Annotated in this window: 23 protein-coding genes and 2 pseudogenes; 7 read left to right on the top strand and 18 right to left on the bottom strand. The window is 36.6% G+C overall.

Annotated features, from left to right (window positions below):
* Window positions 1-425: 425 nt before the first annotated feature.
* Both AC3WLU_RS17860 and AC3WLU_RS17855 read right to left on the bottom strand, forming a co-directional pair.
* Complete coding sequence (locus tag AC3WLU_RS17860; RefSeq protein WP_413005441.1) at window positions 426-974, bottom strand: hypothetical protein; 549 nt, start codon at window positions 972-974, stop codon at window positions 426-428.
* A gap of 214 nt (window positions 975-1188) precedes the next feature.
* Window positions 1189-1893 carry a hypothetical protein gene (locus AC3WLU_RS17855; protein WP_492597664.1) on the bottom strand — a complete coding sequence of 235 codons (705 nt, stop codon included), beginning with the start codon at window positions 1891-1893 and terminating at the stop codon, window positions 1189-1191.
* Between the two features lie 769 nt (window positions 1894-2662).
* Here AC3WLU_RS17855 and AC3WLU_RS17850 point away from each other — a divergent pair.
* Window positions 2663-3887 (top strand): annotated as a pseudogene (locus AC3WLU_RS17850) (IS110 family RNA-guided transposase).
* 312 nt (window positions 3888-4199) lie between these two features.
* On the opposite strand, the gene AC3WLU_RS17845 reads toward AC3WLU_RS17850, so the two are convergent.
* The 8 genes from AC3WLU_RS17845 to AC3WLU_RS17810 form a co-directional block, all read right to left on the bottom strand.
* Window positions 4200-5360, bottom strand: a complete 1161-nt coding sequence (locus tag AC3WLU_RS17845; protein ID WP_492597663.1) for a CapA family protein — start codon at window positions 5358-5360, stop codon at window positions 4200-4202.
* 547 nt (window positions 5361-5907) lie between these two features.
* Window positions 5908-6639 carry a GntR family transcriptional regulator gene (locus AC3WLU_RS17840; RefSeq protein WP_268937583.1) on the bottom strand — a complete coding sequence of 244 codons (732 nt, stop codon included), beginning with the start codon at window positions 6637-6639 and terminating at the stop codon, window positions 5908-5910.
* 295 nt (window positions 6640-6934) lie between these two features.
* Complete coding sequence (locus AC3WLU_RS17835; RefSeq protein WP_492597662.1) at window positions 6935-7777, bottom strand: PfkB family carbohydrate kinase; 843 nt, start codon at window positions 7775-7777, stop codon at window positions 6935-6937.
* 146 nt (window positions 7778-7923) lie between these two features.
* On the bottom strand, window positions 7924-8691 hold the full coding sequence (locus tag AC3WLU_RS17830; RefSeq protein WP_268937581.1) for an amino acid ABC transporter ATP-binding protein: 768 nt from the start codon (window positions 8689-8691) through the stop codon (window positions 7924-7926).
* Window positions 8669-9343 carry an amino acid ABC transporter permease gene (locus AC3WLU_RS17825; protein WP_268937580.1) on the bottom strand — a complete coding sequence of 225 codons (675 nt, stop codon included), beginning with the start codon at window positions 9341-9343 and terminating at the stop codon, window positions 8669-8671. Before AC3WLU_RS17825 ends, AC3WLU_RS17830 begins: the two co-directional genes overlap by 23 nt.
* A 21-nt stretch (window positions 9344-9364) precedes the next feature.
* Window positions 9365-10162, bottom strand: a complete 798-nt coding sequence (locus AC3WLU_RS17820) for a substrate-binding periplasmic protein (protein WP_268937579.1) — start codon at window positions 10160-10162, stop codon at window positions 9365-9367.
* A gap of 161 nt (window positions 10163-10323) precedes the next feature.
* Window positions 10324-11160 (bottom strand): YitT family protein, encoded by an 837-nt coding sequence (locus tag AC3WLU_RS17815; protein WP_413002534.1) that lies wholly within the window; start codon window positions 11158-11160, stop codon window positions 10324-10326.
* A 303-nt stretch (window positions 11161-11463) separates the two neighbouring features.
* A complete protein-coding gene (locus AC3WLU_RS17810) occupies window positions 11464-12477 on the bottom strand; it encodes an SIS domain-containing protein (RefSeq protein WP_492597661.1) in 1014 nt (337 codons plus the stop codon).
* 452 nt (window positions 12478-12929) lie between these two features.
* Between AC3WLU_RS17810 and AC3WLU_RS17805 the strand changes: the two genes are divergently transcribed.
* Window positions 12930-13337 carry an Hsp20/alpha crystallin family protein gene (locus tag AC3WLU_RS17805; RefSeq protein WP_323603278.1) on the top strand — a complete coding sequence of 136 codons (408 nt, stop codon included), beginning with the start codon at window positions 12930-12932 and terminating at the stop codon, window positions 13335-13337.
* Between the two features lie 65 nt (window positions 13338-13402).
* Here AC3WLU_RS17805 and AC3WLU_RS17800 read toward each other — a convergent pair whose 3' ends face one another.
* Complete coding sequence (locus AC3WLU_RS17800) at window positions 13403-16534, bottom strand: SbcC/MukB-like Walker B domain-containing protein (protein ID WP_492597660.1); 3132 nt, start codon at window positions 16532-16534, stop codon at window positions 13403-13405.
* Window positions 16531-17676 carry an exonuclease SbcCD subunit D gene (locus tag AC3WLU_RS17795; protein WP_063576645.1) on the bottom strand — a complete coding sequence of 382 codons (1146 nt, stop codon included), beginning with the start codon at window positions 17674-17676 and terminating at the stop codon, window positions 16531-16533. The genes AC3WLU_RS17800 and AC3WLU_RS17795 overlap by 4 nt, the downstream gene beginning before the upstream one ends.
* A 409-nt stretch (window positions 17677-18085) precedes the next feature.
* On the opposite strand from AC3WLU_RS17795, the pseudogene AC3WLU_RS17790 reads away from it, so the two are divergent.
* Both AC3WLU_RS17790 and AC3WLU_RS17785 read left to right on the top strand, forming a co-directional pair.
* Window positions 18086-18278: pseudogene (locus tag AC3WLU_RS17790) on the top strand (transposase); the annotation flags it as partial.
* A gap of 2 nt (window positions 18279-18280) precedes the next feature.
* On the top strand, window positions 18281-18433 hold the full coding sequence (locus tag AC3WLU_RS17785; protein ID WP_492597659.1) for a transposase: 153 nt from the start codon (window positions 18281-18283) through the stop codon (window positions 18431-18433).
* 143 nt (window positions 18434-18576) lie between these two features.
* Here AC3WLU_RS17785 and AC3WLU_RS17780 read toward each other — a convergent pair whose 3' ends face one another.
* From AC3WLU_RS17780 to AC3WLU_RS17755, 6 genes are all read right to left on the bottom strand, one after another.
* Entirely contained in the window at window positions 18577-19005 is a 429-nt protein-coding gene (locus AC3WLU_RS17780; RefSeq protein ID WP_034312903.1) for a DUF2621 domain-containing protein, read from the bottom strand.
* 80 nt (window positions 19006-19085) lie between these two features.
* A complete protein-coding gene (locus AC3WLU_RS17775) occupies window positions 19086-19391 on the bottom strand; it encodes a DUF3219 family protein (protein WP_492597658.1) in 306 nt (101 codons plus the stop codon).
* A 128-nt stretch (window positions 19392-19519) separates the two neighbouring features.
* Window positions 19520-19747 carry a sulfurtransferase TusA family protein gene (locus tag AC3WLU_RS17770; protein WP_034312908.1) on the bottom strand — a complete coding sequence of 76 codons (228 nt, stop codon included), beginning with the start codon at window positions 19745-19747 and terminating at the stop codon, window positions 19520-19522.
* A gap of 42 nt (window positions 19748-19789) precedes the next feature.
* Complete coding sequence (locus AC3WLU_RS17765; protein WP_492597657.1) at window positions 19790-20845, bottom strand: YeeE/YedE thiosulfate transporter family protein; 1056 nt, start codon at window positions 20843-20845, stop codon at window positions 19790-19792.
* A gap of 167 nt (window positions 20846-21012) precedes the next feature.
* A complete protein-coding gene (locus AC3WLU_RS17760; protein WP_034312912.1) occupies window positions 21013-21489 on the bottom strand; it encodes a CcdC family protein in 477 nt (158 codons plus the stop codon).
* Window positions 21490-21912: 423 nt separating this feature from the next.
* Window positions 21913-22620, bottom strand: coding sequence for a cytochrome c biogenesis protein CcdA (locus AC3WLU_RS17755; protein ID WP_492597656.1), 708 nt, complete (start codon window positions 22618-22620; stop codon window positions 21913-21915).
* A 246-nt stretch (window positions 22621-22866) separates the two neighbouring features.
* Between AC3WLU_RS17755 and AC3WLU_RS17750 the strand changes: the two genes are divergently transcribed.
* From AC3WLU_RS17750 to AC3WLU_RS17740, 3 genes are all read left to right on the top strand, one after another.
* Window positions 22867-23040, top strand: coding sequence for an aspartyl-phosphate phosphatase Spo0E family protein (locus AC3WLU_RS17750; RefSeq protein ID WP_072272814.1), 174 nt, complete (start codon window positions 22867-22869; stop codon window positions 23038-23040).
* Between the two features lie 949 nt (window positions 23041-23989).
* Window positions 23990-24388 carry a DoxX family protein gene (locus AC3WLU_RS17745; protein WP_095679715.1) on the top strand — a complete coding sequence of 133 codons (399 nt, stop codon included), beginning with the start codon at window positions 23990-23992 and terminating at the stop codon, window positions 24386-24388.
* A 487-nt stretch (window positions 24389-24875) separates the two neighbouring features.
* Complete coding sequence (locus AC3WLU_RS17740) at window positions 24876-25679, top strand: hypothetical protein (RefSeq protein WP_492597655.1); 804 nt, start codon at window positions 24876-24878, stop codon at window positions 25677-25679.
* Window positions 25680-26052: the final 373 nt, after the last annotated feature.

Here is a 26052-nt window from a genome sequence, read left to right as displayed (position 1 = left end):
CCTACCCTGGCTACTGATATAATAGATTCTATTAAAAAAAGGTCAACCAGTAAAAACTGGCTAACCTTATAATACGATAGCACCCGTTAGTGAAGCATTAATCCTTAGTAAAACTTCAATGCTTTATTCTTTCTTTTTCCAAGACATTAAATCAGAAAATGCCAATCCGAATGATACACCCAAAGGAATACCTAAATCCCAAACATCCATTTCCGAACGTCTAAAAAAATAAGAAAGAAGATAGTTCAAAGCACTTAAAGAAATAAACCAAATAATAAACGTAAAAAACCTTTTTCTTATTTGAATCCAATTTAACTTCCTTGTATTCGCAATAACTAAAAAGAGGGAGAACAAACAATATAGAAGAAGATAAATTACATCTTTTACCCATTACCTTACAAGTTAATTTTCCGAATAAAGTATCCCTATTTAAAGAGATAATTAGGATTATCGATTAGGGTAATACCAGTACCTTCATATCTGACAAATAAACTTTCGCCGTCCCACTCTTTATCAACAAGCATAACTTTTCTTAATCCCCTTTCATCTAATTGTTTATCCTCTTCTTTTGTAATAAGGGCTGTAAAATAATACTTTAAAAGAATATTGAAGATTTTTTCTTCATCAGGAGAATCTTTTTTCAGTTCTTTTATTATTTCTTTGAAATAAATATTTTTACATACTACGTGTTCTTTTATATATGAATTTTTCTCTTTTATTAAATATTTTTCTAGTGCAGAGGGTGAGATATATTTATGAACTCCTATGCTATTCCAATTTAAGTCAATTTCGAAAATTTCATTTGCAGAAGACTTTAAGCATCTAAATACAAAGCCTTGGATAAAGTTTGTGTTATTTTCAAAAGTATAAACTGATTCCGAATCCATCAATTTGATTGCTTGGTAATCTTTTATTAACCACTCTGTTGCCCTTCTATAAACTTGTCTCTCCAATGTAGTTATTTTTTTATCCATTACTAACCCCCGAGATTTGATAAAAATAGAAAATGAATTTTTATTTACTCCAATTATAAATATGAAATTACCATTTTACATATAAAGAAGTTGTTTAGTAATAGAATCCCCCCGTTTTCAACTAAACTTCCCAGATAGTTTCATAAAGAAAAGCTGCCTTAAAGACAGCTTCGATCTTCAGCTAACACCTGTTAGTGGAATAAGAAAAATAAGTTTAATGCCAATAAATGTTGTCGTTATTTTTGCAAACAAGATAAATTCCTTTTTTATCCTTTTTTGACAAGGGAATGGCCAACTGTTTTATTTTTAAATAATCCGTTTTATCAACTAAACTTAAATCTGGGGAGTTTCGATAACCACGTTGACCAAGATATTCCGATGTTGTAATAATTGTATAGTGATCTCCTTCGGGTTGTTCTGGAATTTCCTCAAAGCTTTTTATAATTTGTCCATTCTTAATGAATACCCTTTTCTCATACAAAGATATAGCTTTATAACCCATTGGAATTTTCCTATGTACCTCTTTATCCCTAACAAGTTCAGAGTCCGTAAGATATTGTGAATATGAATAAGAGAAGCCATTTGCACTAATAAAATATTTATCATTACATTCAATGTTTAATGGATTATTGCCATTATCCTTAGGATAATCATAATCAACTGCTGGTAAAGTGTCGCTATAAATAACTTTTGGAGCTCCTACCCATTCACCGACATTCTCATAAACTATAGATGAAAGTTTTTTTATTTGATCTAAAGTCATAGAATTTTCCTTTCTTATTAATGAAATGGACAATTCATTAATCCAATGATTTATACTGGTTAAGATTTTATTATATGCTTCTTTACAATCATATCCTTTTTCTCTATATTCATAATATTTATCCTTTAAATTTGCTTTTACAATATCTAAATCCATATATTTTTCCTCCCAATAGCATAAAAGGGTTGCCGCCGTAACCAGTTCTTCAACTCTTGCACCCTTTACTTTAAGTACAATTCTTCACAAACCGGGTTTTTCTTTGTTTTAAGGTCCAAATGACAATCGCGGAAGCATAGTCCATAAGGAGAACAATAACTATAAGATGGTTAGTCCCGCCAGTAAAGGAGCTGACACCCTTTCTTTCCATAACATATGAAACTACAAATAACCCTATCATAATAACAGGGAATAAAGGAACTCCCCCATTCACGATATGATAAACCTGTATTCCAATGATTATAGTCCTGCTAGGATATTAAGGAAATGTGATTTACTCAAAATCCTCACCCTTTCTAATTTCAATCAAATTATACATTAATACTCCATATTACCCCATCTTCACTGTTTATCATTTTTTTATTCTTATTCAACTAAACTGCTCCGTTAGTTCCATAAGAAATAGCTGCCTTACAGACAGCTCCTATCTTCAGCTAACGCACCCGTTAGCCATCCATGAAACGCAAAAATCAGCGCTTCACCACAGAGAATGAAAATGGTTCAGAACGGTCAATACTGATTCTACGGCTGGGAGAGGAAGGTCGATGAACTATGGTGCGTTAGAGCCCATCCGTTAGTCTGACTCCAACGACCAAGGTGCACCACTGACTGTCGCTCCCTTACGGGAAGCACGCATGGTAGATTAATCCTATTCTGGTTTTTGCACCAGCCTCCAATTGTATTGAGAGCCATAGAAAGGATGTTTTCAATGGAAGTAGTCATTGAAAGAGTATGTGGTATGGATGTCCATAAGGACAATATTACCTCATGTATTATGACACCAGAAGGAAAGGAGATTCAAACGTTTTCAACAAAAACTGTTTTTCTAATACAGTTAGTGGATTGGATTAAACAGAATAACTGTACTCATGTTGCCATGGAGAGTACCAATGTATATTGGAAACCTATTGTTAATTTATTAGAAGCTGAAGAGATTGAGTTTTTAGTTGTGAATGCTCAACATATGAAAGCAGTGCCAGGGCGTAAAACAGATGTTAAAGATGCAGAATGGTTTGCCAAACTTCTTCGTCATGGATTTCTAAAAGCTAGTTACATTCCAGATCGAAATCAACGGGAACTACGTGAACTAGTTCGGTACCGTAGAAGTATCATTGAAGAACGTGCTAGACAACATAATCGAATCCAAAAAGTGTTAGAGGGCGCAAATATTAAGCTAAGCTCTGTCGTTTCAGACGTTATGGGTGTTTCGGCTCGAGACATGCTTAACGCAATTGCTGAAGGTGAAGAGGATCCTGAAAAACTAGCAAACTTTGCTCGACGCACAATGAAAAAGAAGAAAGATGAACTAGAACTCGCCCTTAAAGGTTATATCAATTCGCATCAACGCCTCATGTTAAAAACCATTTTAAAGCATATTGATTTTTTAACAGAACAAATCAATATGCTCGACCAAGAGGTCGAGGAAAGAGTAAGCTCATATCAAGAAGATGTGGAACGATTAGACTCTATTCCTGGTATAGCTACAAGAATGGCTGAGCAAATTTTATCTGAAATTGGGACTGATATTAAGAAACAGTTTCCAAGTGCAGCTCATATGTGTTCTTGGGCAGGACTAGTTCCTGGGCATAACGAAAGTGCGGGGAAAAGAAAATCGGCTAAAACAAAAAAAGGAAACAAGTATTTGAGATCAGCATTAACAGAAGCAGCTCATTCTGTAAGAGGATCTAAAAATTATCTCGGAGCACTGTATAGGCGTACAGCATCTCGAAAAGGTAAGAAACGAGCAGGAATAGTAGTCGCTCATGCCATGTTACGTATCTCCTATTTATCTCTTAACTCGAAAAGAAATGTATGTAGACTTAGGCGAAGACTACTTTGATAAACAGAGACAACAATCAATTTTTCGGCATTCGCTAAGAAGACTTGAAAGTTTAGGATACACAGTTACATTACAAGAACCTGAAGAATCTTAATCCAATCCACTTACCTACAATAAATCAGTAAATTAGGCGCTCTCCCCTTTTTTAAAAAACAATGAGCTGCGTCTTCTTAAGTATTGCCTTTTCCCCTAAATTCCAGAAGTCTATTTTCATGGTAGTTCCGTAAGAAAAAGGTTGCCGCAGCAACCTATTATGTTCGTCTGTTGGTTCAAGCCGTTTAACTGGAACATGGTGAATAGTGTTTACCTAATTAGAAGGAATATGCGGTCCACCGGCTACATAGCCGGTGGCGTTTTCATTATGTAAAACAATTAGTTTTTTCCAATGCCGAATACTGTACCTTCCTTAAAAATCAAATGACAGTTCAGGCATGAATTGATTCATATGTTTTTGGATTTCGTTATATTTGTCAGACTGATCACTCAAGGCATTCATTGGAATGATCTCATATGGCCGGTTTACCCAGGTTGGCAGGAATTTAGGATTTTGCAGTTCGATTTTCACATCATCCCCGGTTTGGATTTTCCTTACGCCAATTTGCATAATACCGCCGATGTCTTTGTAATCCCCCTGCTGGCCGGATAGGAAATTCCCAAGCGAATAAGCAACAAATGCCCGTTCGCCGTTTGGTTTTGTAAGCCATGAAACAGGCTGCAAAACGTGTGGGTGGTGGCCAATAATAATATCAGCACCTGCATTAACTGTCGTTTGAGCAAGCAGCTTTTGTTCTTCATTAGGCAACCGTTCATACTCTTTGCCGAAGTGCAGACTGACCACAACGACATCTGAAACTTTCTCTGCTTCTTTAACTTCCGTCTGGATTCTCGTGGTATCAATTAAATTCACAAGATGGGGCTTCCCCGCAGGAACAGGAATCCCGTTCGTTCCATACGTATAGCTGAGAAACGAAAAGGTAATATCGTTTCTTTTTAATATTCGAATGATCTTCTGGTCTTCAGGAGATTGATAAGCTCCTGTATATGGCATCCCAATACTGTTCCAGTGGTCAAGCGCATTCAAAATGGCCTTTTCTCCTCGGTCAAGTGTATGGTTATTGGCGATTGTCACGAGATCAACCCCGTTTGCCTTTAGAGCATCGCCCACCTCTACTGGTGAATTAAAGGAAGGATATGAGGAAAGCCCCATTTCTTTCCCGCCAATCATCGTTTCCTGATTGGCCACCGTAATATCCGTTTTCCCTAGATAGGGCTTCACAAATCGGAACATCGGATTAAAGTCATACGTGCCGTTTGACTTGCGAGCGGGTATATACACCCTATCGTGAATTAAAATATCTCCTACAGCGCCTATGGTTGCTGAAGTTACTTTTTGTTTCGGAACAGGTGTAAGAGCTTGAGATGAAGCGTTGTCGGGTTTAAGTTTCTTTTTATTTTCTGCCTTTGTTTCCGAGACTTTTGGTTCCTCTTGAAATTGACCTTTTACAAATGGTGCAAGAATCCATAACAAACACATAAATGTAGCTAGAAACACTAGTATTCTTTTCATGACAAATGCTACCTCCTACTATTATAGTAGGGTGTTTTTAGGAAATAACAACAAAAATATCTATTTGATATTTAAAATGAACACATCATTCGTTTGAAACAGAGTACGAAATAATAAAAGTTAGACATATCGTGTGTTGCTATATCAGATGTGCTTGCTATCTCCGGCTATTCCATCATATTTATCCATTTTCCCGTTATTAGTTCAAGCTCTACTTTCTTTTACAGGGACAGCCATTGATATACCCTTTCTAGCTAAACTAATAAATTCAGCCACTCTATTTTTCCATAAATCATGTCGGAAGTTAGGGTTAAACGATAGAAATATCCCCCTATTTTTTGCAAATTCAATTGCCTTTAAATAAGTTGTTTTAAAAGGGTTTTCAGAAATGCAGTTGCAGATCTAAAGTGAATGATCTTTGCACCGATGCGATGTGCCTTTTATCACAAAAACCACCACAACTTATATGGAGGTTGTGATAGTTTTAGTTAATTTTAGAATTAGTGCGAAAATTTATAAATAAATGAAAAGCAATTAGAGCTTATTTTCACTGGGGATTAGTAGGTTCTGAGTAAAACTCAACAAGATCCCCTCTTGCTAATATTTGATAATATTCGATAGGTCTTTCGAAAGAATCATAAGTGGTGCCTTCTATTGAAAGGCAAGGGTTTTCATTTCCTATTTTGAGTAATTTACTTTCAATCGGATCCGACAAAGATATTCGCATATACTGTTTTTGCTTTGCCAATTTTAATCCGTAAAATTCATCTAATACATTGTACAAGGATACCTTGGTAGATATATACTCTTCTATTTGTGAGCAAAATTTGTGCGGTATTTGACTTAATTCTATAGCAACAGGGATATTATCAACGATTCTTAATCTTTTTAAAGAAAAAATCTCTTCCCCCGTAGAGATATTTAATTTACTAGCCAGAAATTCATCTGCTGTCTCTATTTTTGCAAATATTGTCTCGGTAGAGGGCTTTAAACCTTTATCTTCCATCCCTTTTGTAAAACTATTTACAGTAATAAAGTTCCATTGAATTTTACGATTCGAAATGAACGTACCTACCCCCACTCTTCGTTCAACAAACCCTTCTCTTTCCAAGGTAGAAAGCGCGTGTCGAGCTGTCATTCTACTTATTTTGAACTTTTCAGCTAACACTCGCTCTGAAGGTATCTTGTCACCATACTTAAGGTTCCCAGTTTTAATTTCCTCTATAAACATTGTTTTTAGTTTTTGATAATAAGGAATTCCATCAATTTCTTTTTCCATATTCTACATCATCCTTAATTTATTTCGATTTATACACGCACACTTCATAACAATTTAATGTGTACCTTTTAATATGTTATAAAATCATATTTTCTTGTTATACATAAATTTATTAACTTTTATAATAAGGATTCAATAATTTCAATCAATAACCCTTCAAAATGAATAATAAAACTCTGTTTGGAACGTTAGATTTGTGTAAACAATCTATTGATTGTACGTATAAAATACAATAAGAGGCGGACTCAAATATAAAAGTTCCCGCCCCTTATAGTTTAAATGCCCATTTAAAAGATCATACCAAGTCTTTGGAAAGGTTAGTTTTTTTACTTAATCCATATCCAAATGCACCATAACTTTCACAGTTTTTTGCGGCTGCTATTGCTGCCTTGTTCAATGCTTCAGTGACATTATGATGTTGGTGATAATGTACCAAAAACATGGAAATGAAGGAATCACCTGCTCCCAGGGTGTCTATCACTTTAGCTTCCACAATAGGTTGCTTATACACTTGGTCATCCACCAAAAATAAAGCACCTTTTTCTCCTCTTGTAACTCCAATGATTTTAGTTCCTAAATTTTTTGCGTAATGCATTAATTCAATACACTGTGAGTCGTTTAATTCACTTCCTGAAAAAAAACCATAATCAAGATACGGGCAAACCTCTTTAAGATATGTTTCTTCATGTCGTGAAGAAAAATCAAAAGAAATGGATATTTTTTTCGATAGCTTATGTAAATCTTGTTCTATATGGCTATACAAGCTTGTATGCATAAGATCATGAGCTGAAATATAGTTAAGATCGTTTTCATCAAAATTTAATTTTATTAGGCCTTGTACCCCTCCATTATTTGATCCGACAAACGTGCGGTCGTTATTTTCGTTAAGAGAGATAACCGATTCCCCATTTGGTCCATATGCTTTTCTAATTCTAGAGATATCAACACCTTCAGCTTTCAAGCTATTTACAATATGCTCAGCCGCTAAATCGTTTCCGATAACTCCAATATATGAGCTTTGTTCCACCCCATACCTTTTACATAAAACAGCTATATTTAGAGCGTTTCCGCCTGGATAAATTTCACCACGGTCTTGATAATAATCAACTACATTGTCCCCTACCCCTACGATCTTCATTTCCCTTCACCTCAACATCTACATTTCATCTAATAAGTAATTCCAATGAAAGTGAAGAATCTATTATTTAATTTAAAGTTATCTTACTTTTCCTAACTCTATAATCAATCTAAAAGACCCTTTTATCTTCAAGTTTATTTTCAGTATCAAACGGCATTTCTTGATATAGTACTCAAAAATTTTCTGATGCGTTCATTTCCATTCGTAGAGTGAAAGAACCTTTCTGGTGGAGCATCTTGAACAATTACTCCCTGATCAATAAATATGACACGGTCACCTACTTCACGAGCAAAGCCCATTTCATGTGTGACTACTGCCATTGTCATGCCCTCCAATGCTAATTCCTTCATTACTATAAGAACTTCACCCACTAATTCAGGATCTAGAGCGGAAGTTGGTTCATCAAAAAGCAACATTTTAGGCTTCATTGCCAACGCTCTAGCAATGGCAATTCGTTGTTGCTGCCCACCGGAAAGAGAATGTGGAAACTGGTCGCGTTTATCTAGCAAGCCGACTTTCTTTAATAGATATTCTGCTTCCTGAATCGCTTTCTCTTTTTTGATTTTTCTTACATGGATAGGCCCTTCAATAATGTTCTCAAGTACAGTTTTGTGTGCGAATAAATGAAAACCTTGAAATACCATTCCAATTTCAGCTCGAGATTTACTTAATTCCTTTTCATTTCGTGAAATAGGCTTTCCATTTATGTCTTTATAGAGAATGGACTCACCTTCTAGCTTAATATCTCCTTCGGTTGGATACTCAAGAGCATTCATCATTCTCAAAAGCGTACTCTTTCCACTGCCACTCGGTCCAACGATAACGACTACTTCACCTTTTCTTACTGATAGGTCAATCCCATTAATAACCTGCTTTTCATTAAAGGATTTTTTAAGATTGGTTAATTGTAACATTATTTTTATTACCTCGCTTTTCTAGATAATCTACAAGAATGGCAAGTGGATAATGTAAAACCCAATAAATGATCGCAATCATCGTGAATATCTGTATGTTTTGATATGTTGATGAGGCTAACAAATTTCCTTCATGCATTAACTCTGTCACAGTAATGACTGCTGCTAATGAAGAGTTTTTAATCAATACAATAGCTGAATTTCCGATGGCAGGAATCACATTTCGAATGGCTTGGGGGAGGACAATCCTACGCATCGAAAGAGAGTAATTCATTCCAATTGCCTTTGCTGCTTCCATTTGCCCCTTAGGAATTGATTTAATACCTGCTCGAAATGTTTCAGCTAAGTAGGCGCTTTCATTAATAGAAAGTGCCACAATAGCTGCTTGGAAAGCACTTAATGAAAGCCCCAAATCCGGGAAAACAAAGTAAACATACATCATTTGTACTAAGAGGGGCGTTCCTCTTACTATGCTGATATAAATACCACATACTTTATTTATAAATTTATTAGGTGTTATTTTACCAAGAGCAACTGCTAGACCAATAATAAGAGAGAGAATCAAGGATATTACGGTTAATTCAATAGTAATAATGGTACCTTCTAGAAATCTGGGTGCAAATTCTTTAGCATTTGAGAAAAAATCGTTCATCTACAGTCCCCTCCCTCTTCATTAATTATAGTCCCACTCCACACCCCATTTTTTATAAATATCTTTAAGGGTGCCATCTTCTTTCATTTCTTGAATGGCTTTATTGAATTTTTTTAATAGTTCAGGGTGATCTTTTGATACACCTATTCCAACTTCCCCAGTGAGAGAAGGAACATATCCCTCAACAATTCGATACTTCATATCAGGATTCTTAGCTTTAAAATAACTAAAAGTAGGGGCATCTGCCAACGCTGCATCTATACGATTTGTTTGAATATCTTTTAGCAGATCGGATAGCGTTTGGTAAGTCTTTACTTCTATATTTAATGATTTATTTTCTTTTTCTAGCATGTCTTTGAATGAGGTGCCCATTTGAACACCGATTACTTTACCCTTTAAGTCTTTAAGAGATTTAGTTTTTGTATCACCCTCCGGTACAATAAGGCCTTCACCAAAACCAAAAACAGGATCTGTAAAGCTAATTTGTTTTTTTCTTACGTCAGTAATATACATAGCATCGGCAATAACATCTGCCTTACCTGATTTCAATGAAGGAATAAGCGAATTCCATTCTCCGGTTGATATCTGAACTTTCACATCTGATCTCTTAGCTAGTTCATTAACGATTTCAATAATAAAACCTTCAATTTCATTAGTTTTTGGATTTGTAGCATTAAATGGATATCCTCCAGCTGTAGTTATTACTTTAATTTCCTTATTCTTTGTTGAAGCTTCCCCACTTGTTGATGTGTTTTTGCCACATCCCACTACCCCAATAAGTAAAATGAGAGTCACACAAGCTATAAAAATTCTTTTCATTAAAAGCTCCCCCTATATTAAAGATTTTCCTACATTTTGACTTCATATGACCTGAAATCAATATTGTTAGATAATATTGAAAATTCAAGAAATAACAAAGATAGGCCTATCATACCACAGAAAAAACAAAATGGTATATACCAAATGAAATTTTATCTAGCCTACCACTTCAGCTTAAACTTCCCAAACGTTTTCTTGGTTGGTAATGATAAAATAACAGCTCCTGGATCAATACTCTTTACTGCATGTGTTACTTCCATCCACTCCAATTCAATAATCAAACATAGCAATACCGTTTTTTTCTTTTCACTGTATACACTTATGTCCTTCCATGAATTCACTTCTCTGTTTAACTTTGCTGTCAACAATGAAGCTAGTTCTTCCCCCTCGTTTGTAACAATAATTATCACATTTTTCTCTGCGATATTTAGAATGGCATCATATGTTTTAGTCCCCACGAAAAACGATAGGATTGTATACATAGCTAACTGAATATCGAAAATCAGAGCGGAGATCGTTACAATGGTAGCGCTAAAAATTAATCCAGATTTCCCTATAGAAAAATTCGTGTATTTCGCTATAACACGGGAAAGTATATCTAGCCCTCCCACTGACCCTCCCAGACGAAGAATAATGGCTGCTCCACTCCCCGAAATAATCGCTCCGTAAATACAACACAATAATATATCTTTAGTCCATATTAAGCGGACTGGAATCCAGTCTAAAAAAAGAGAGGATACTATGACCGAAAATAGAGTATAAATTATAAATTTTTTACCAACATGAATATAGCCTAAAAACAGTAATGGGATATTATAAACAAAATATTGTATTCCCATTGGCCATTCAAATAGATGATAAAAAATTGCACAAACGCCGCCTAGTCCTCCTGCTAATAAACTGGAAGGAGTTAGCAGGCAATTGGTTCCAAATGCAAATAGGAAACAACCTAATGTAATTCCTGATAGTTCATAAGTAATTTGATACTTACGAGCCACATTAAAACATCCTTTCAACTCTCTCACGGAGAACCTTCTGTTGACTTCCCATTATCTCTAACTTAATTATGATCCAGGTCTAATGAAATGATGTTAAAAGGAAAATTATTTTACCATCAATACTTTTCCAAAAACTTTCTTTCATCAGACACATCTATTCATACGCTTAAAATCTCAAATTCCCAGAAAAGTATTGACGTATGTAGTAATTAACTTGCTTGTTAATCACTACAACATGTGGCTTAGAAGCCTTACTTGAGGAGAATGATTACTACCTGTATCCTCCTCAAGTTTAACTATTTCTTAATATGCTACAGTACGATAATACCTTCTCTTATCTAATGAATGATTCCGTTTATCTTCAAGGTGAACGCTTACTCGTTGTAGTAAACTTCCTAAAACTAGCGGAGGGAAATATTGGCGGAATTCTGGACTAATTCCTTCAAGCACATAATCTTTTGTATCAAAAATCGTAAGCTTATCAGTATATTTCTCAGCAAATCGCTCGACTCTATCTGCTAAAGGTCTAGTTGCATCTTCCCCTTTTAACAAAATGATACTAGTGTCTCTTTCAACCAACTCAATCGTTCCGTGGAAGAATTCTGCTGCGTGGACGGATTTTGTACGAATCCATTGCATCTCTTCCAATACGCACATACTATATGCATAGGTTCGTCCCCAAGCTGTTCCCGATCCAATTAACATATGGTAATCTTCATCTTTATATTTAGTTGCGAATTCTTTAGCCTTTTCTTCCGCCTGTTCTTTTACTGAAATTAAATTTTCAGGCATTTTTTCTAACTCTGATACAAATTGTTCGTACTTCGTGAATTCCCCATTATTATGCATAAGCCTAAAGATAACCATATACATTTGAAGGTTTATTGAATCTGCAGCATAATCATTTTCCGCATAGTTAGCGATTGGATAGTCTACGATGTTGGCCAATGGCGTTCCCATTTCTCCTACTAAACCAATCGTAGTGGCTCCTCTTTCCTTACAATATTTTGCTGCTTCAACAGTTTCCTCTGTCGTGCCTGATAGAGAAGAGAGAATAACAACTGAGTTTTCATTAAATTGTTTATGGCTTTGTAACATAAACTCAGAAGCAATTTCGGCATAGGCAGGAATAGTTGATGTGGAATTCCATATATATTCAAATGGATACATAATAGCAATTGAACCACCGGATCCAATAAGGAAAAGATTCTTAAATTCTTTTTTTGAAACTTCATCCATCTTCTTCTCTATTCCTTCTCTTAATAAAACTGCTCCATTTGTTACTTTTAAATAGTTCTGGTGATTAAACTTTAGCATTTAGCACTCTCCCTTATAATTTGTAATGGATTAAGTAAACTTTTGAATGGTATATACCATTAAGTAGAAAAAACATAAATGGTATATACCATTTATGTTTTAAATTATAGCATGCAAATTTCTAAGTATCAATATAAAAATTATAAAATTCTGAATATTTAAAGCGGTCGGTGGTGAAGGTTTATCAATTATCTGCAATGTAAAAAAGGAATCATATTCCCTTGTCTTAATTTATCACCGAACTATCTATAAATAATAAAAGCCTGTATACAAATTAAGATATTGTTCTGCTTTTTAATACCCGCATACACATCGTCCCTTTGTATTGGTTGCCTTTTACATTTTTAGAACCAATTTCCCGGAATCTTTTATTATCTTCAATTTCACTTTTCCAATCACCATTCTTCATGCTCCATCATATAATACCTCAAAGGAAAACCGGGGGTATCAACATGCAAGACAATCAACATGGATCGCAAATGACTGAGGTTGAAAAGTTTGATGAATGGGTAAAAAGTTTTTTTCTGGATCCGGAAACTTGTGCGTTGGATCATCAACTTTTTTCAATTGATATATACGAAAGTGACGATGAGTATATGGTGGAAGCGGTTTTGGAAGATCATGATGTGAAAGATATTAAAGTATGCCTAAGTGATAATGAGCTATCGATCATCGTTGATGATACTCATAAGCCATTTCTTGAAAAAAAAGAAAATAAGCTGCCCACACAGAGAAAAATCCCTTTCCCCTTTTCGATTTGCTCACGCAGAATTACCGCTGAATTCTCGAATCCGATATTGGTGATTCGCATCCATAAGTTTTCCCCCGGAAAAACAGCTGAAGATATTAACATTGAGTAGTCTGTTCATTAAAAATAAAAAGAATGGCTAAGGGGAACCTCCCCTTAGCCATTCTTTTTTCTTGATTAACCAGCAAAATAAAAGGACGTCCGACTTCCTTTTTGTGTCGAAATGACTTGAAGCTGGGCATCGATTCTTTCTTTCAATTCCGGGACATGGGATATTATCCCGACCAATCTCCCGGTGCTTTGTATATCCATTAATGCTTCAATTGCATGATCAAGAGATTCAGGGTCGAGCGTACCGAAACCTTCATCGATGAACATCGTTTCAAGTGAAATTCCGCCAGCATTCTGCTGGACAACATCCGCAAGACCCAAGGCAAGTGCAAGGGAAGCCTTAAAGCTCTCTCCTCCCGAAAGGGTTTTGACATGCCTCTCTTGTCCTGTATATTGATCATACACAGATAACTCCAGACCGCTCTGGATATTCCTTCGTGTAGGATCAAGCTTTCGCAATAACTGATATCTTCCGCTTGTCATTTTCAGCAGCCTTGAATTGGCTTCTTTTAAGATATCATCTAAAAAGGCTGCCAGTACATAACGTTCAAAAGTTATTTTAAAGGAGTTTTGACCTTTGGAAATCTCAGACAGATGACCGACGATACTGTACCTTTCATCCAAACTTTTCTGTTCTTCCCTAATTTGCGCCAATTTCCTTTGGATTTCTTCGTTAGTCCGTTTTTCAGCCTGCAACTCATTCTGTTTTTGGCGTAACGACTCCAATTCTTCATCTATGAAATCGAAGGTCTTTTTCAATCCTTCAAGATCCGGTTTGGTCACATCTTTTAATTTCATTTCCAAATCATGAAACAGACTTAAAACACTTTGCCAATTTTGATTATACTGCTGAACTTGGTCCTCCAAATTTCCAAGAGCTGCTTCCGATATTTTTGCTGCCGTATATTCTTTATAATTGGAAAAACCTTGATTGGTCATATCCGCAATTAACTTTTCCCGCTCCTCTTTCAATTCTGTATTTAAAGCCTCGATATTTCCACTTAGGGATTCTTTTTTCGCACTGATGGCCGATTCTCTTTCCTTCACCAGTTGAAGGTTTTTTTGTGCATCTTCCAAGGCCGATTGTAAGCGTTTCTTTGTATTTACAGCCATTAGATAAGCTGCATTATATTCTTCCTCTGTCCGTATTCCGTCTGGCAGGGAATCGGTTAATCCTGTTAGTTTTGTAGAGTTTTCAATATACCTGGTTTTCCCTTGGTCCTCTTTTCTCTCTAAAGAGATCAGATTTTCCTTTAGCTCGGATGCTTTCTCTTTTAAATCCAGCAACCTTTTTTCCAGATCATTTAATACTGACTTTTTCCGCATCAATTCTTTTAGCTGTTCTTGCAGCACTTTTCCTTTTTGTACAAACTGCAGCAAATGCTCATTAATATCTTCATTCCTAAACTCCGGCATGTCATTTTGTAAGTCACTTAGCTTCTCTTGTGAAGACTCTAACAGTGCGTCATATTTGGATTTCGCTTGATAATATTCACTTTCAGCTTGGCTTTTTTGTTGTTCCGCCGTTTTCAGCTTGTTTTCTTGCTCTTTCAGCTCCAAATCCGTCGGCATATGCTCATGCATCTGTGCTGGTTTTGGATGACTTTGTGAACCGCACACAGGACAATTTTCTCCAGTGTGCAGCATGGAAGCAAGCATACCCGCTTGGCCTGATCGCCAGTTTCTGTTCAGGGTTTCCAGTTTTTCCTTCTCCTGAATTTGTATTCTTTGTAACTCCTGGAACCGATTATTCTTTTCATCCAGCACTCGTTTCGTATTCTGGATTTCATAAAGAACTTCTTGAAGCTTTTTAATTTTCGATAAAGCTGAATGATTTCTTTCTGCTTCAATTTCCTGATCACGATAAAGAACAGCCGCTTTTTCCGCTTCTGTTTTTTCTTGAGCGACTTTCTCAGCTTCCGCTTCGACCGACAAATGTTCCGAAACAGTTTTTTCACGAAGTCGTTTACAAGTTTGCCACTCTTTTTCATCTAAGGTAACCTGTGCTTTTAAGCTTGCAAAAGTCATGACAGCCTCTTTTACCTGCTCAAGCTGATGAACAGCTCGGACTGCTCGCTCTCTTTCATTTTCCTTCAACATTTCCTTATCATAGCAATCCTGCTTCTCAATGCGCTCAGTTCGTAACTTCTCGGACTGCTCGCTTAACTTTTGAAGTTCGGCATTCGCATCTTGCACTTGTTTGCCAATTCGCAAATAGTATTGTTCCTGCTTTTCAAGTGAAGCCGCTTTGTGTGCCATTTTCATTTGGACTTTCACTTGTTCCATTTCTGGCAGCTTTGCTTCAAGGTTTTCCTTTTCTTTTCGCAGTGTTTCTTTTTCAGAAAATCGATTTAATAAATCGACAGCTTTTGAAAGCTCTTGATTTACTTGATCACGAGCTTTTTGCTTTTCCTGTATTTGGTTATTTATATATTCATTTTTTTCTGTTGCTTGCAAAATGACTTCCTGTAACAACGGTAAAACCTGCTGTTCATTAGGCTCTTCCCCTTGCAATTGCGCCTGCAGCTCTTCATGATTTCCAGGATGGATGCCTTTCATCAATTCAATTCGCCGCTGAGCACTTTTTTCGCTTTGCTTTCTTAGGATGGAAGCCTCTTCTTTTAATTTTTCTTCTATTCGTTTATAAAGTTCAGTATGAAATAATTTCTGGAGAATCTGTTCTTTATCCTTGCTGTCGGAAGTTAACAGTTTTCGGAATTCATTTTGTGGAATCATCAGGATTTGCCGGAATTGGTTCGCATCAAGTCCAATGAGTACTTTTATTTTTTCTTCAACTTCCCTTACATTCGCACCCAGCAATTTTTTTCCTTCAGGCAATACCTCATATAATTCAGCCTTTGCTCCAACCGTAGTTGTTCCTTCACCTGCTTTTTTCTTCCGTTCCTGCTGTGGCGACCGGGTCACCAAATACGTTTTTCCACGCAGGATAAATTGTAATGATACTTCAGTCAACAGATCATCTTCGGCAAACTGACTTCGTAAATCTTGCCCGCTCCGATCTTCACCGCTGGCTTTTCCATATATAGCAAAACTAATCCCATCAAATATCGTTGTTTTCCCTGCGCCTGTCTTTCCAGAGATGACAAACATGGTCCGTTCCCCAAGGGAATTAAAGTCAATGGTTTCCCTTCCTGCATATGGTCCGAATGCCTGCATCGTTAAAATATCCGGTCTCATTTCAAAGCCTCCTCTTTCTTAACAGCTTCAATTACCGAAACCATCAAATCCTGCTTTTGTGAATCAAAGTCCCTATCTGTCATTTCTTGATAAAACGTTTCAAACAGGTCCAATTCTGATTTCCGTTCATCTTTTACAGAAGTGAAGGAATTTTTCCTCCTAAGGTCGGTCAAATCCCATTTTCGCTCCAGATGAAGTACGTTCGGATAAATCTGACGCAAGCGGTTAATAGGATCGATGAGTGCACCCTCATCATTTAGTGTTATTTTCAAATAGTCATCCCTTTTTTGCGATTGATAGAAAGCGGGATCAAGCAACTCTTCCATAACCCCGGATATTTCCCTCATATCGAACTTGGGTGCCAAAGAACGATAGCGAATATCAAAGCTTCCATCTTCTTGCATATCGACGATGGAAAGCGACTTATTCTGCTTGGACTCGGAAAAAGAATATTTTAATAGTGATCCAGAGTAAAACACCTTAGGATGACGTATCGCGTCTGGACTATGCAAATGCCCAAGTGCCGTATAATCGAACGCATCGAATAAGTCGGATGAGACACAGCCAGAACCACCTACCGACAAGACCCTTTCCGAATCGCTCGTTTTTCCGCCTAATACAAAAGCATGTCCTACAAAGACATTCGGCTCATCACTATTGAAATTCTCGGCTATCGTTCCGGTTATCCGCTTCATTGCCTCTTGATGGGAATGAATACTATCATCTTCAAAAAGATGGCGGACCGTCCCAGGTTCTGCATAAGGAACACAATAAAAGTTCACGCCCTTGATGCGAACCGGCTCACATGTTTTTGTCAATTTCCCATGAATGTATAACTGGCTATGACGATACCATGATGAACCGAATGCGAGTCTTTCCGCAGAATCATGGTTTCCCGATATCGCAACGATCGGAGTATTCATTTTCACATTAATCGTATAAAGGATTTCATCAAGAAGCTCCACCGCTTCAGTCGGCGGAACGGAACGATCATATAAATCACCGGCAATCACAACCGCATCCGGTTTTTCCTCTTCGACAATTTCTATGAATTGCAAGAGCGCATGCCTTTGGTCATCTGTCATATGTACCCCGTGAACGATTTTACCTAAATGCCAATCAGCCGTATGGATAAATTTCATAGTTTCACTCCGTCCTAAATTTTACTTACTATTATTATATCAAAAATTTAACGAATAGCATGGTTTGGGTACAAACGTTCTAATTTTTACCACACAGCTCCATTCTTTTGCATGATTCAAAATGAAAAAAGCAGACTCCAAATGAGTCTGCTTCTGAATGTAGACAAACTCAATGAAAATCGGGTTTGTCTACATTTTTTTTGCTTGTACAAATTTTGACGTTGATTGGAACGTAGGCACTCGCTATTCCCGCAGGAGTCTCGCACACCCGCTCCAATCAACTATGTTTAAAAATTTGGATAGAACTCCTTTTGCCTACAGTCTTTTTTGTTTTAAAATAAATCTATTAAAACTTGAGGTGATGAGGATGCTTTCGAAACATCATTCTATTCAACGAGAATAACGTGAAATGATTACTTTTAATCAACTGGTGCCGCCGAACCATTTGGTTCGTAAAATGGAGGCTTCCATTGACTTCACTTTCATTTATGACTTGGTGAAAGATATGTATTCAGAGGTAGGACGCCGAAGTAATTGATCCAGTTATTTTAGTTAAACTGACATTCATTCAATATACCTTCGCTATTCGTTCCATACGACGATTATGTGTGTATTCGGGGATGCAAAAGAAAAGCAAGGTATGCGTTGGACTACTTTAAGGGGAATTAAAAAATTGTCGATGAAAGCGATGGTTACTTTTACTGCCATTAATTTAAAGAAGATGGCCATGTGGACATGGCAACCTAAAATAGCATAACCTAGTGGCTCGAAGAGCCCAAATCTCTTAACCTTTGGTCAAAATTTCAAAGGGAATTTTAAAAGGGGTTCGAAATTTTTTATTCTGAACCCCTTTTGCCTACAAACTGAAGCAGACTCCAAATGAGTCTGCTTTTTTCATCATTAGCTGAATAAATGTTCATATGGACCCATATTCACCTTTCTTTCAGCTAATTTTTTTTGCAAAAATTTATGGTCCCGCTTTGGTGTGGCAATGATATAGCCGCGTATCACTAAATCTTCCGTAATATCGCCCGCTTTTTCCTTTAGCGCCAACTCCCCGATTTTTCCCGCAATCTTATGACGTGCAACATCACGAAAAAGTTCTGGCACAGGACTCACTAAATCTTCCAGTAATTCCTTTTGCTGCTTTGACCATAAGTGCTTTGTTTGATCCAAATAGTATTCTTCCCAATCCATATCGGATTTCCCATCTTCTTTTGGAAATCTTTTCAGGAACTTTCGAAACATGAAAAAGCCACCTATGCTCATCAATATAATTAAAAGGGCTACCCAAAATAGAATGAACCATAAAAACCATCCGCTAAGCAAAGTACCACCTCATATGTATAGAATGATCGTCACTATTATTATAGACAGTAACCCATATCTTTACAAGACTGGCAATGCAATCATTCTTGACCGTTCACTTCCAGCAAGACGAGCGAAAAATCCCCTACCGCATTTTCTTCATATAGATTCGTGACCGAAGTTGCATAGTTAAAAATCTCTGCACGAAACTCCTCGTTTGACTGTGGAATCTTCAAATCAAAAACCATCTGATAAAGAAGTGTAGTAATATCATGATATTCACTATGTGTGACCTTGAAATTGAAACTGACTTTTCTGATTTCCCTACCTTCAGAATCCTTTACAGTTTCAAAAAGAAAATCCGTAACTTGCAGCGGAACATCATTTAAAATGACCTCGTCAACCATTATCAACATCTCCTTAATAAAGTGGTTAAAGACATATTATCACTAGAAACTTTCAGCGCCAATTATTCAACCTTGAAAAAATGAAAAAACGTGCACAGGAAACCTGAGCACGTTTTCTTCAAATCAATTTACTTTCCCTTTTTAACGATTATACGCCATTTAGCGTCATCGATTTGCTCGAACTCGGTGATTTCATGACCTTCTGTAGCAGCCCAACGCGGAATGCTCTCCGTTGCTTGTGTGCAATCGAAATTAATGATCAATTCCTCACCTTTTGCCATGTCCGCGATTGCTTCTTTTGCTTCCACTAAAGGGAATGGACATACCATTCCAGTCGTTTCTAATACTTTTGCCATTTAATCTTCCACTCCTTGATTAAAAAGTTTTTGACTTATATCTTAAGCCGCTTTGGATGCAGCGGCCGCCTGCTTTTGCTTGCGGATAATCGTGAAATATGTTGCTACCCATGTACCCAGTAAGAAAAAGACAATCGCAATCCAACCTTGCCAAGCAAATAACGCCGAATTCACCAGGCCATTTCCGATTGTGCATCCCCCGGCAACACTTGCACCGAATCCCATGGTTACACCGCCAATTGCATTATTACGTAACGTTTTCATATCAGGCAAACGCCAACGGAATTCCCCGCTCCCTTTGGCAGCGATGAAAGAACCTAGGAAAATGCCTACTACTAAAAACGTCCCCCAATCGATTAACGCATCATCTCCGGTGATAAGGAAAGTTAAAATATTCGCGGAAGGCGCTGTAATTCCAAGTCCGAACATCCTCCCTGTCATTGCACTCAGCGGCCAAGCCATGATTGCAATAAGGCCGACCAATAATGCTGTCACAAAAGGATGCCAGCGTTTCTCGAATAAGATGTGGGCCAATCCGGTTTTTTTCGGTTTCATTTTAAAGATTGGAAGTTTCGGTTTTCTCAATTCACGAATCACCAATATGCCAACCAAGAGTGTCAAAATAATAACAAGAACCCAAGGCGAAACATTTAACGTTTCATGAATATACGTATCATTTGTACGATAAGATAACAGATTATCCCCTGCCACTTTCCATACACCATATTTCGTCATTGCTGCCCCTAGCATATATCCAAAAAGGGCAACCCAACTTCCGATCATGCCCTCTCCGGCACGATACCATGTTCCAGTCGCGCAACCTCCTGCCAGAACCATACCAATACCAAAAATAAAGCCACCCACAATGGTTCCCAGCCATGGAAAACCATCATTTCCAAACTGAATGACCCCTGCATCATTCAATGCATAAACACCAATACTTTGTATCGCTATAACAACAAATGTAGCCAAAAACATCCGTCCATCTTTAGCTAAAATCAAATCACGATATGCACCAACAACACAGAAACGGCCTCTTTGAAGCACAAATCCCAGCAGTAAACCACAAATAATCCCTAACAAAATCATTTGTAACATGTACCGTTTCCTCCTTAAGTAAAATAATAATAATACTAATATAATATAATTCGGATGAAATTACTAGGTTTTTGGATTGATTTTTTTCTAATGAAGTTCCCATGCAAATGAAAAACCCGAGTCATCATGAATAACGACTCAGGTTTTGTAGATTATTCCTTTGTTTATCAAACCATACTGCCTCCGCCGAAACTGGCTGCTTTAACTTTCTTATATTGGTAAAGCATGGCAATTCTCCACGGAACGATCATCGCAAAAGCAAGTAAGAAAAACATTCCGCTCAATACACCGATTTCAATCGTGCTTCCCAGCATCAGCTTTGCCACCAGTCGAATCACCATGAGACCAATCAATATGAATATGAACGCTTTAGAGCGCAGAATATAAATTTTTTCATCTCTAACTTCAAATTTAGATGTTTTGATCAATAAGATGGAAAATAGCATTCCTGCAACAAGAGCCTCCAACAATTCGTATCGAGTGACCCTGAACATCGGGAAAATAAACATCAAGGCACCGGTACTCATAAACAGCGGCGGTAAAATGATTTTCTTTTCATTCACTGGTTTTTTCGTTTCCTTCATCCGTAATATGAAAACACCTATAGCCATCACAATCGCTATACCTGTTGATATATATATCATCTCTTAACCATCCCTTTTAACTAATAATAGGTAAGTACCATTAAAAATTATATATGACTTCAATTTATAAACAAAGTATATAGTACCTATTTAAGATAAACAAGGAGGTGTTTATTAATTAAGCCCGCTATTGATGATGCTTCCAATTCCCGCCTCGACAAAAGGCTTGTCGATAAAACCTTGGTCCCGGCTTCTATAGACTTCGTCAACCATTTTTGCATTATGAACATCGCTGCCTGAAGTTCCTTCTTAATTTCTTAGATCAGGATTTAATTTCTATATAATATTCAATGCTTACCGCCCAATCCCGCCTTCATCAACCACTTAGTGACTGATCTTATACCCAAAATCAACGAAATGGCACCATAAGACCTAATAGCTGGCCTCAATTAGAATAATATTGAAAAATTAACTTATTATGGACTAAAAACCTGTAAAGCCACCGAATAGTCTAGACAGGACTGCAATTATTTTGGTCATCCAATCAAAAAATAAAACCACACCCATTATAATCATTAAATATCCGCCAATCTTCATGATGTATTGGCTGTACTTTTTGATCCATTTCAACTTTCCGACAAAGAAGGATAATATGAAGAACGGGATGGCAAATCCTAAAATATAGGCAGTCATATAGCTCATGGCAGCACTTGGATTCGTTGCACCCAATGAAATGACAGAACCTAACAGCGGACCTGCACAAGGAGTCCATCCAGCGGCGAAGGCCAGTCCGATAAGAATGGAACCTATATATCCGCTAGGTCGATTCTTGAATTCAAAACGACTGTCTTTCATCAAAGATTTCGGCTGAAAGATTCCTACAATGAATAAACCAAAAATGATAATCAGGATAGCACCAATCTGACGAATTAATTCTTTGTAATCCGAGAAAAAAGAACCTAAGTATGAAGTGCTAAAACCAATTGCAATAAAAACCAGGGAAAACCCAAGAAGGAAGAATAAAGTATGCAGCATGCTTCTTCTTTGGAGCATGGCGTTCTCGGATTTAATTTCACCTACACTCATACCAGTGATATAAGATAAAAAGGCCGGATATAGCGGTAAGCAGCAAGGCGAAATAAAACTCAGGAATCCCGCCCCAAAAGCTAAAAACATATTAATATCATTCAAATAAGCTCACTCCTATGTATGTCAACCTATAAACATTGTAACAAATAAGATAAAAAAATACATTTATGGAACTGTGAATATTTCATGACAACCAATAGCTTATAACTGGATGGGCGACAGGCTAAGTTAACTTATTTGAATTCATTAGTCCAAGCCGATATAATTGTTATATTCATACAAATTTTACAACGAACACATAAATTAAGGGTACCTTGAAATAAATGTTGGGGCCAGAAAGGAAATATAATGGCTAAAAAGAATGAATTTCTCGAACAGATTGAAATAAAGAGAAATGAACTTATCAAAATTGTCGCTAAAGATGGTTTAAACTCTCATGTTGCCGTTGAATATAGCCAGCAACTTGATCAGTTACTAAATAAATATAATGAACTTTTTTATAAAACCGGTACAAATTTTTAATCCAGTACATCTCCCATTGATAACCACATAAGTTATTATATGATTTATTTTGCTGTCAATCTCCCCTTTTTACCTTCTTTCTCAATTAGGATACTTAGGCATGACCTTTGCAATATAAGAAAACAGGCAACCGCCATGGGCATTGCCTGTTTTTCCATTTAAAATAATGCATAAGAATCATTTTGCATCGGGATGTCGGGGATAGGTTGTCACAACTAGAACAGCAGGAGATCCAGCAAAGACGGAAGAACCGTCCGGACCACTTCCTAACCCAATGTGACACCCGGTTGTGTACGTTATTTAATCCTCGTTGCAGCACCCTACACACCACATATTAGTATTTTCGATTATCTAAACACCTTAAGTAATGGCGGCCGGTTCTTAATCAATTCCTTAACTGGTATTTCCAAGTCGGCGGCCTCAATTGATTTCCATATATAATGATCACGAGTAAATGCGCGGAATTCACGAGTAAATCAGCTAAACTCACGAGTAAATAGAGCGAATTTACGAGTAAATCGTGTAAATTCACGAGTAAACGCAATATTTACGAGGGCAACAGCTAAATCTGCGATAAACGCAAAATTCATGAGGGAAACAGCTAAATTTATGAGTAAATCAGCTAAATTCACGAGTAACAGTGTGAAATTCATATGTAAGATGTATGTAGCAGGAGGCATTCGTTTAAGAGATATCCCTTACAAATAAAAGGAATGGTTTTTTCTACCTAAATATATTTATTTTCAAATTCAATCTGGAAACCTCACCTATCCTCGTTCCTTTTTCTAAAGCAATTTAAATGATAAAAATTGTGTTTGACAAATCGGCCAAAAAATATTATCTTTAATTAAAGATAAATTAACTCGAGATAATATCACTGTATTTTTTTAAACATAAATCTCGAATTAAAGATATCTAAATTCAAAATAAACTCTAGGAGGAATCATAAATGATTGGTATTGGTTTATTAGTTATACGCTTAGTAATAGGGTTATCGTTTGTTGGACATGGAGCTCAAAAATTATTTGGGTGGTTTGGCGGTCACGGCTTGAAAGGTACAGGAGGCTGGTTTGATTCAATTGGGATGAAGCCAGGAATTACCATGGCCCTATTTGCCGGTCTATCTGAACTTATAGGCGGAGCGTTATTTGCTTTAGGTCTCCTTACACCCTTTGCAGGTATATTAATTGCACTTACAATGCTCGTTGCAATCGTTAAAGTCCATGGAGCAAATGGCTACTGGGCAACTCAAAACGGTTATGAATATAATCTTGCCATTCTTGCAGTGGCGATTGGCGTTGCGCTAACCGGAGCTGGCCCATACTCTCTTGATTCCTTTCTATTTTAAGGAAGCTTGGGTTTTATAATCCCTATATTATGAAAAACACGGAGTTGGCTATAACCACTCCGTGTTTTTACTTTTTCCCCATTATTCAGAGATTTTTCTAGTGGTTATCAAAGCTTATAACTGAGTGAAAGTTTCTTCGAGTATAGCTGGTTGTCCCATATTTAAATTAGATGGTTTCAATATTAAAATGCAAACTACCTAAGCATCACTCTTGTACAGTAATTTTCACAAAGGAGTTGGAATAATGCCATTAAATTATAGAGTACCATCGAATCCTATTCTTTATGTTCCTAAAAAAAAAAAAATCTTGGATTGAAAACAATAGTTCCTAATTTGAAATATCATGTCTAAAAACTAAAACTCATTTTCAAAAATAATAGAGTACAGTAATAACGAGAATGATCATAACCTCATGTTTTTTTGATTTATATTTTTAAAGCTTGAAAAAAGGAAAATCCATCATAAAAAGAAAAAGGGGGAAAAATAAATGAGGCTTTTATCTTTTGTGACAGTATTTTTATTTTCTTTTAGTCTTTCTGCAACAGGATTTGCCGAGGAAAATGGTACAAGCGTTAGCAAAGAAAGGCTGACACCAGAAGAGTTGAATTATCTTGTAAATGAAGTCGGTAATACTCAAGAAGAATCCGAGGATTTGCCTGTTGAAGTTTCAAGACGATTAATTGAAGAGGAGGCTAAAGTTATAGATTCTGGATCGGAATTTATGTTCATATATGATCCAGAAGTTACTAAACCAGGGCAAATCAGCACTTTTGCATCAATTGCTGCAACAACTTTAAAAATGGGGGGAACTGTATATAAAGTAAAAAGTGATCGTTCAAAAGAAGATAAATTTTATATATATGGTAACTTTCAATGGCTAAAAACACCTTCATTTACTTTAGTGGATAAAATGTCAATTGGTTTCCCTTCAGGTTCAGGACTATATCTACCAACAAGTGGAGGGAAAGTAAAACAACACCAGCAAAGATATTCTCAAGATCAACAAGGAAATGGACGTTGGATTGATTATGCAATCAAGTATTCTCCAAGTAATTGGGAACCAAGTGCTGGTGTGGCTGGTTCATATGATATAAGGGCTTCTACTAGTAAAACCAAGCATAAAGGCTATATCGGACAATACGTATATGTTCCTACATCAAAAAATGGTAAAATAAACATAAAAATAACGTATGGTCATAAAAAAATTTCTGGTACGCCTTCTGTGTCAGTTTATCCGGCCGGTTTATCAATTACACCAAATAATACTACAGATACAAGGTCATATGCATAACGCTGTCTTATTGATCTGTTGTTAGATTGGGGGCACCATGAGGCAAATTATTATTAATTTCATTTTCATTCTAGTCATATCAGTAATTTTATTTTTTATCTTTAGCTATGATGCATCTTTAGATAGTGATTATATGTTGTCTCTTTTACTTATCATTTCTCTGCAAATATCTTTAATATTAGCTATTCTGTTAAAAAGAAGGTAACACCAGAAGAGCAACCATTAATTAATGGTTGCTCTTCTGGTGTTAACTAGCGTCCTTCCTACCTTTTCCACGCGTTCCGTAAAGAAAGCCCAAAATTTCCGAATGTATCTGCCGGTCGAGGCTTAATTGCTAGTCAATAAAAACTCTAAACTTTCCCCTGTTTTATTT

The organism is Peribacillus sp. FW305-BF15 (genome assembly GCF_058783805.1).
The sequence above is the reverse complement of the archived record's forward strand: the minus strand, read 5'-3'. Positions and strand labels throughout refer to the sequence as shown.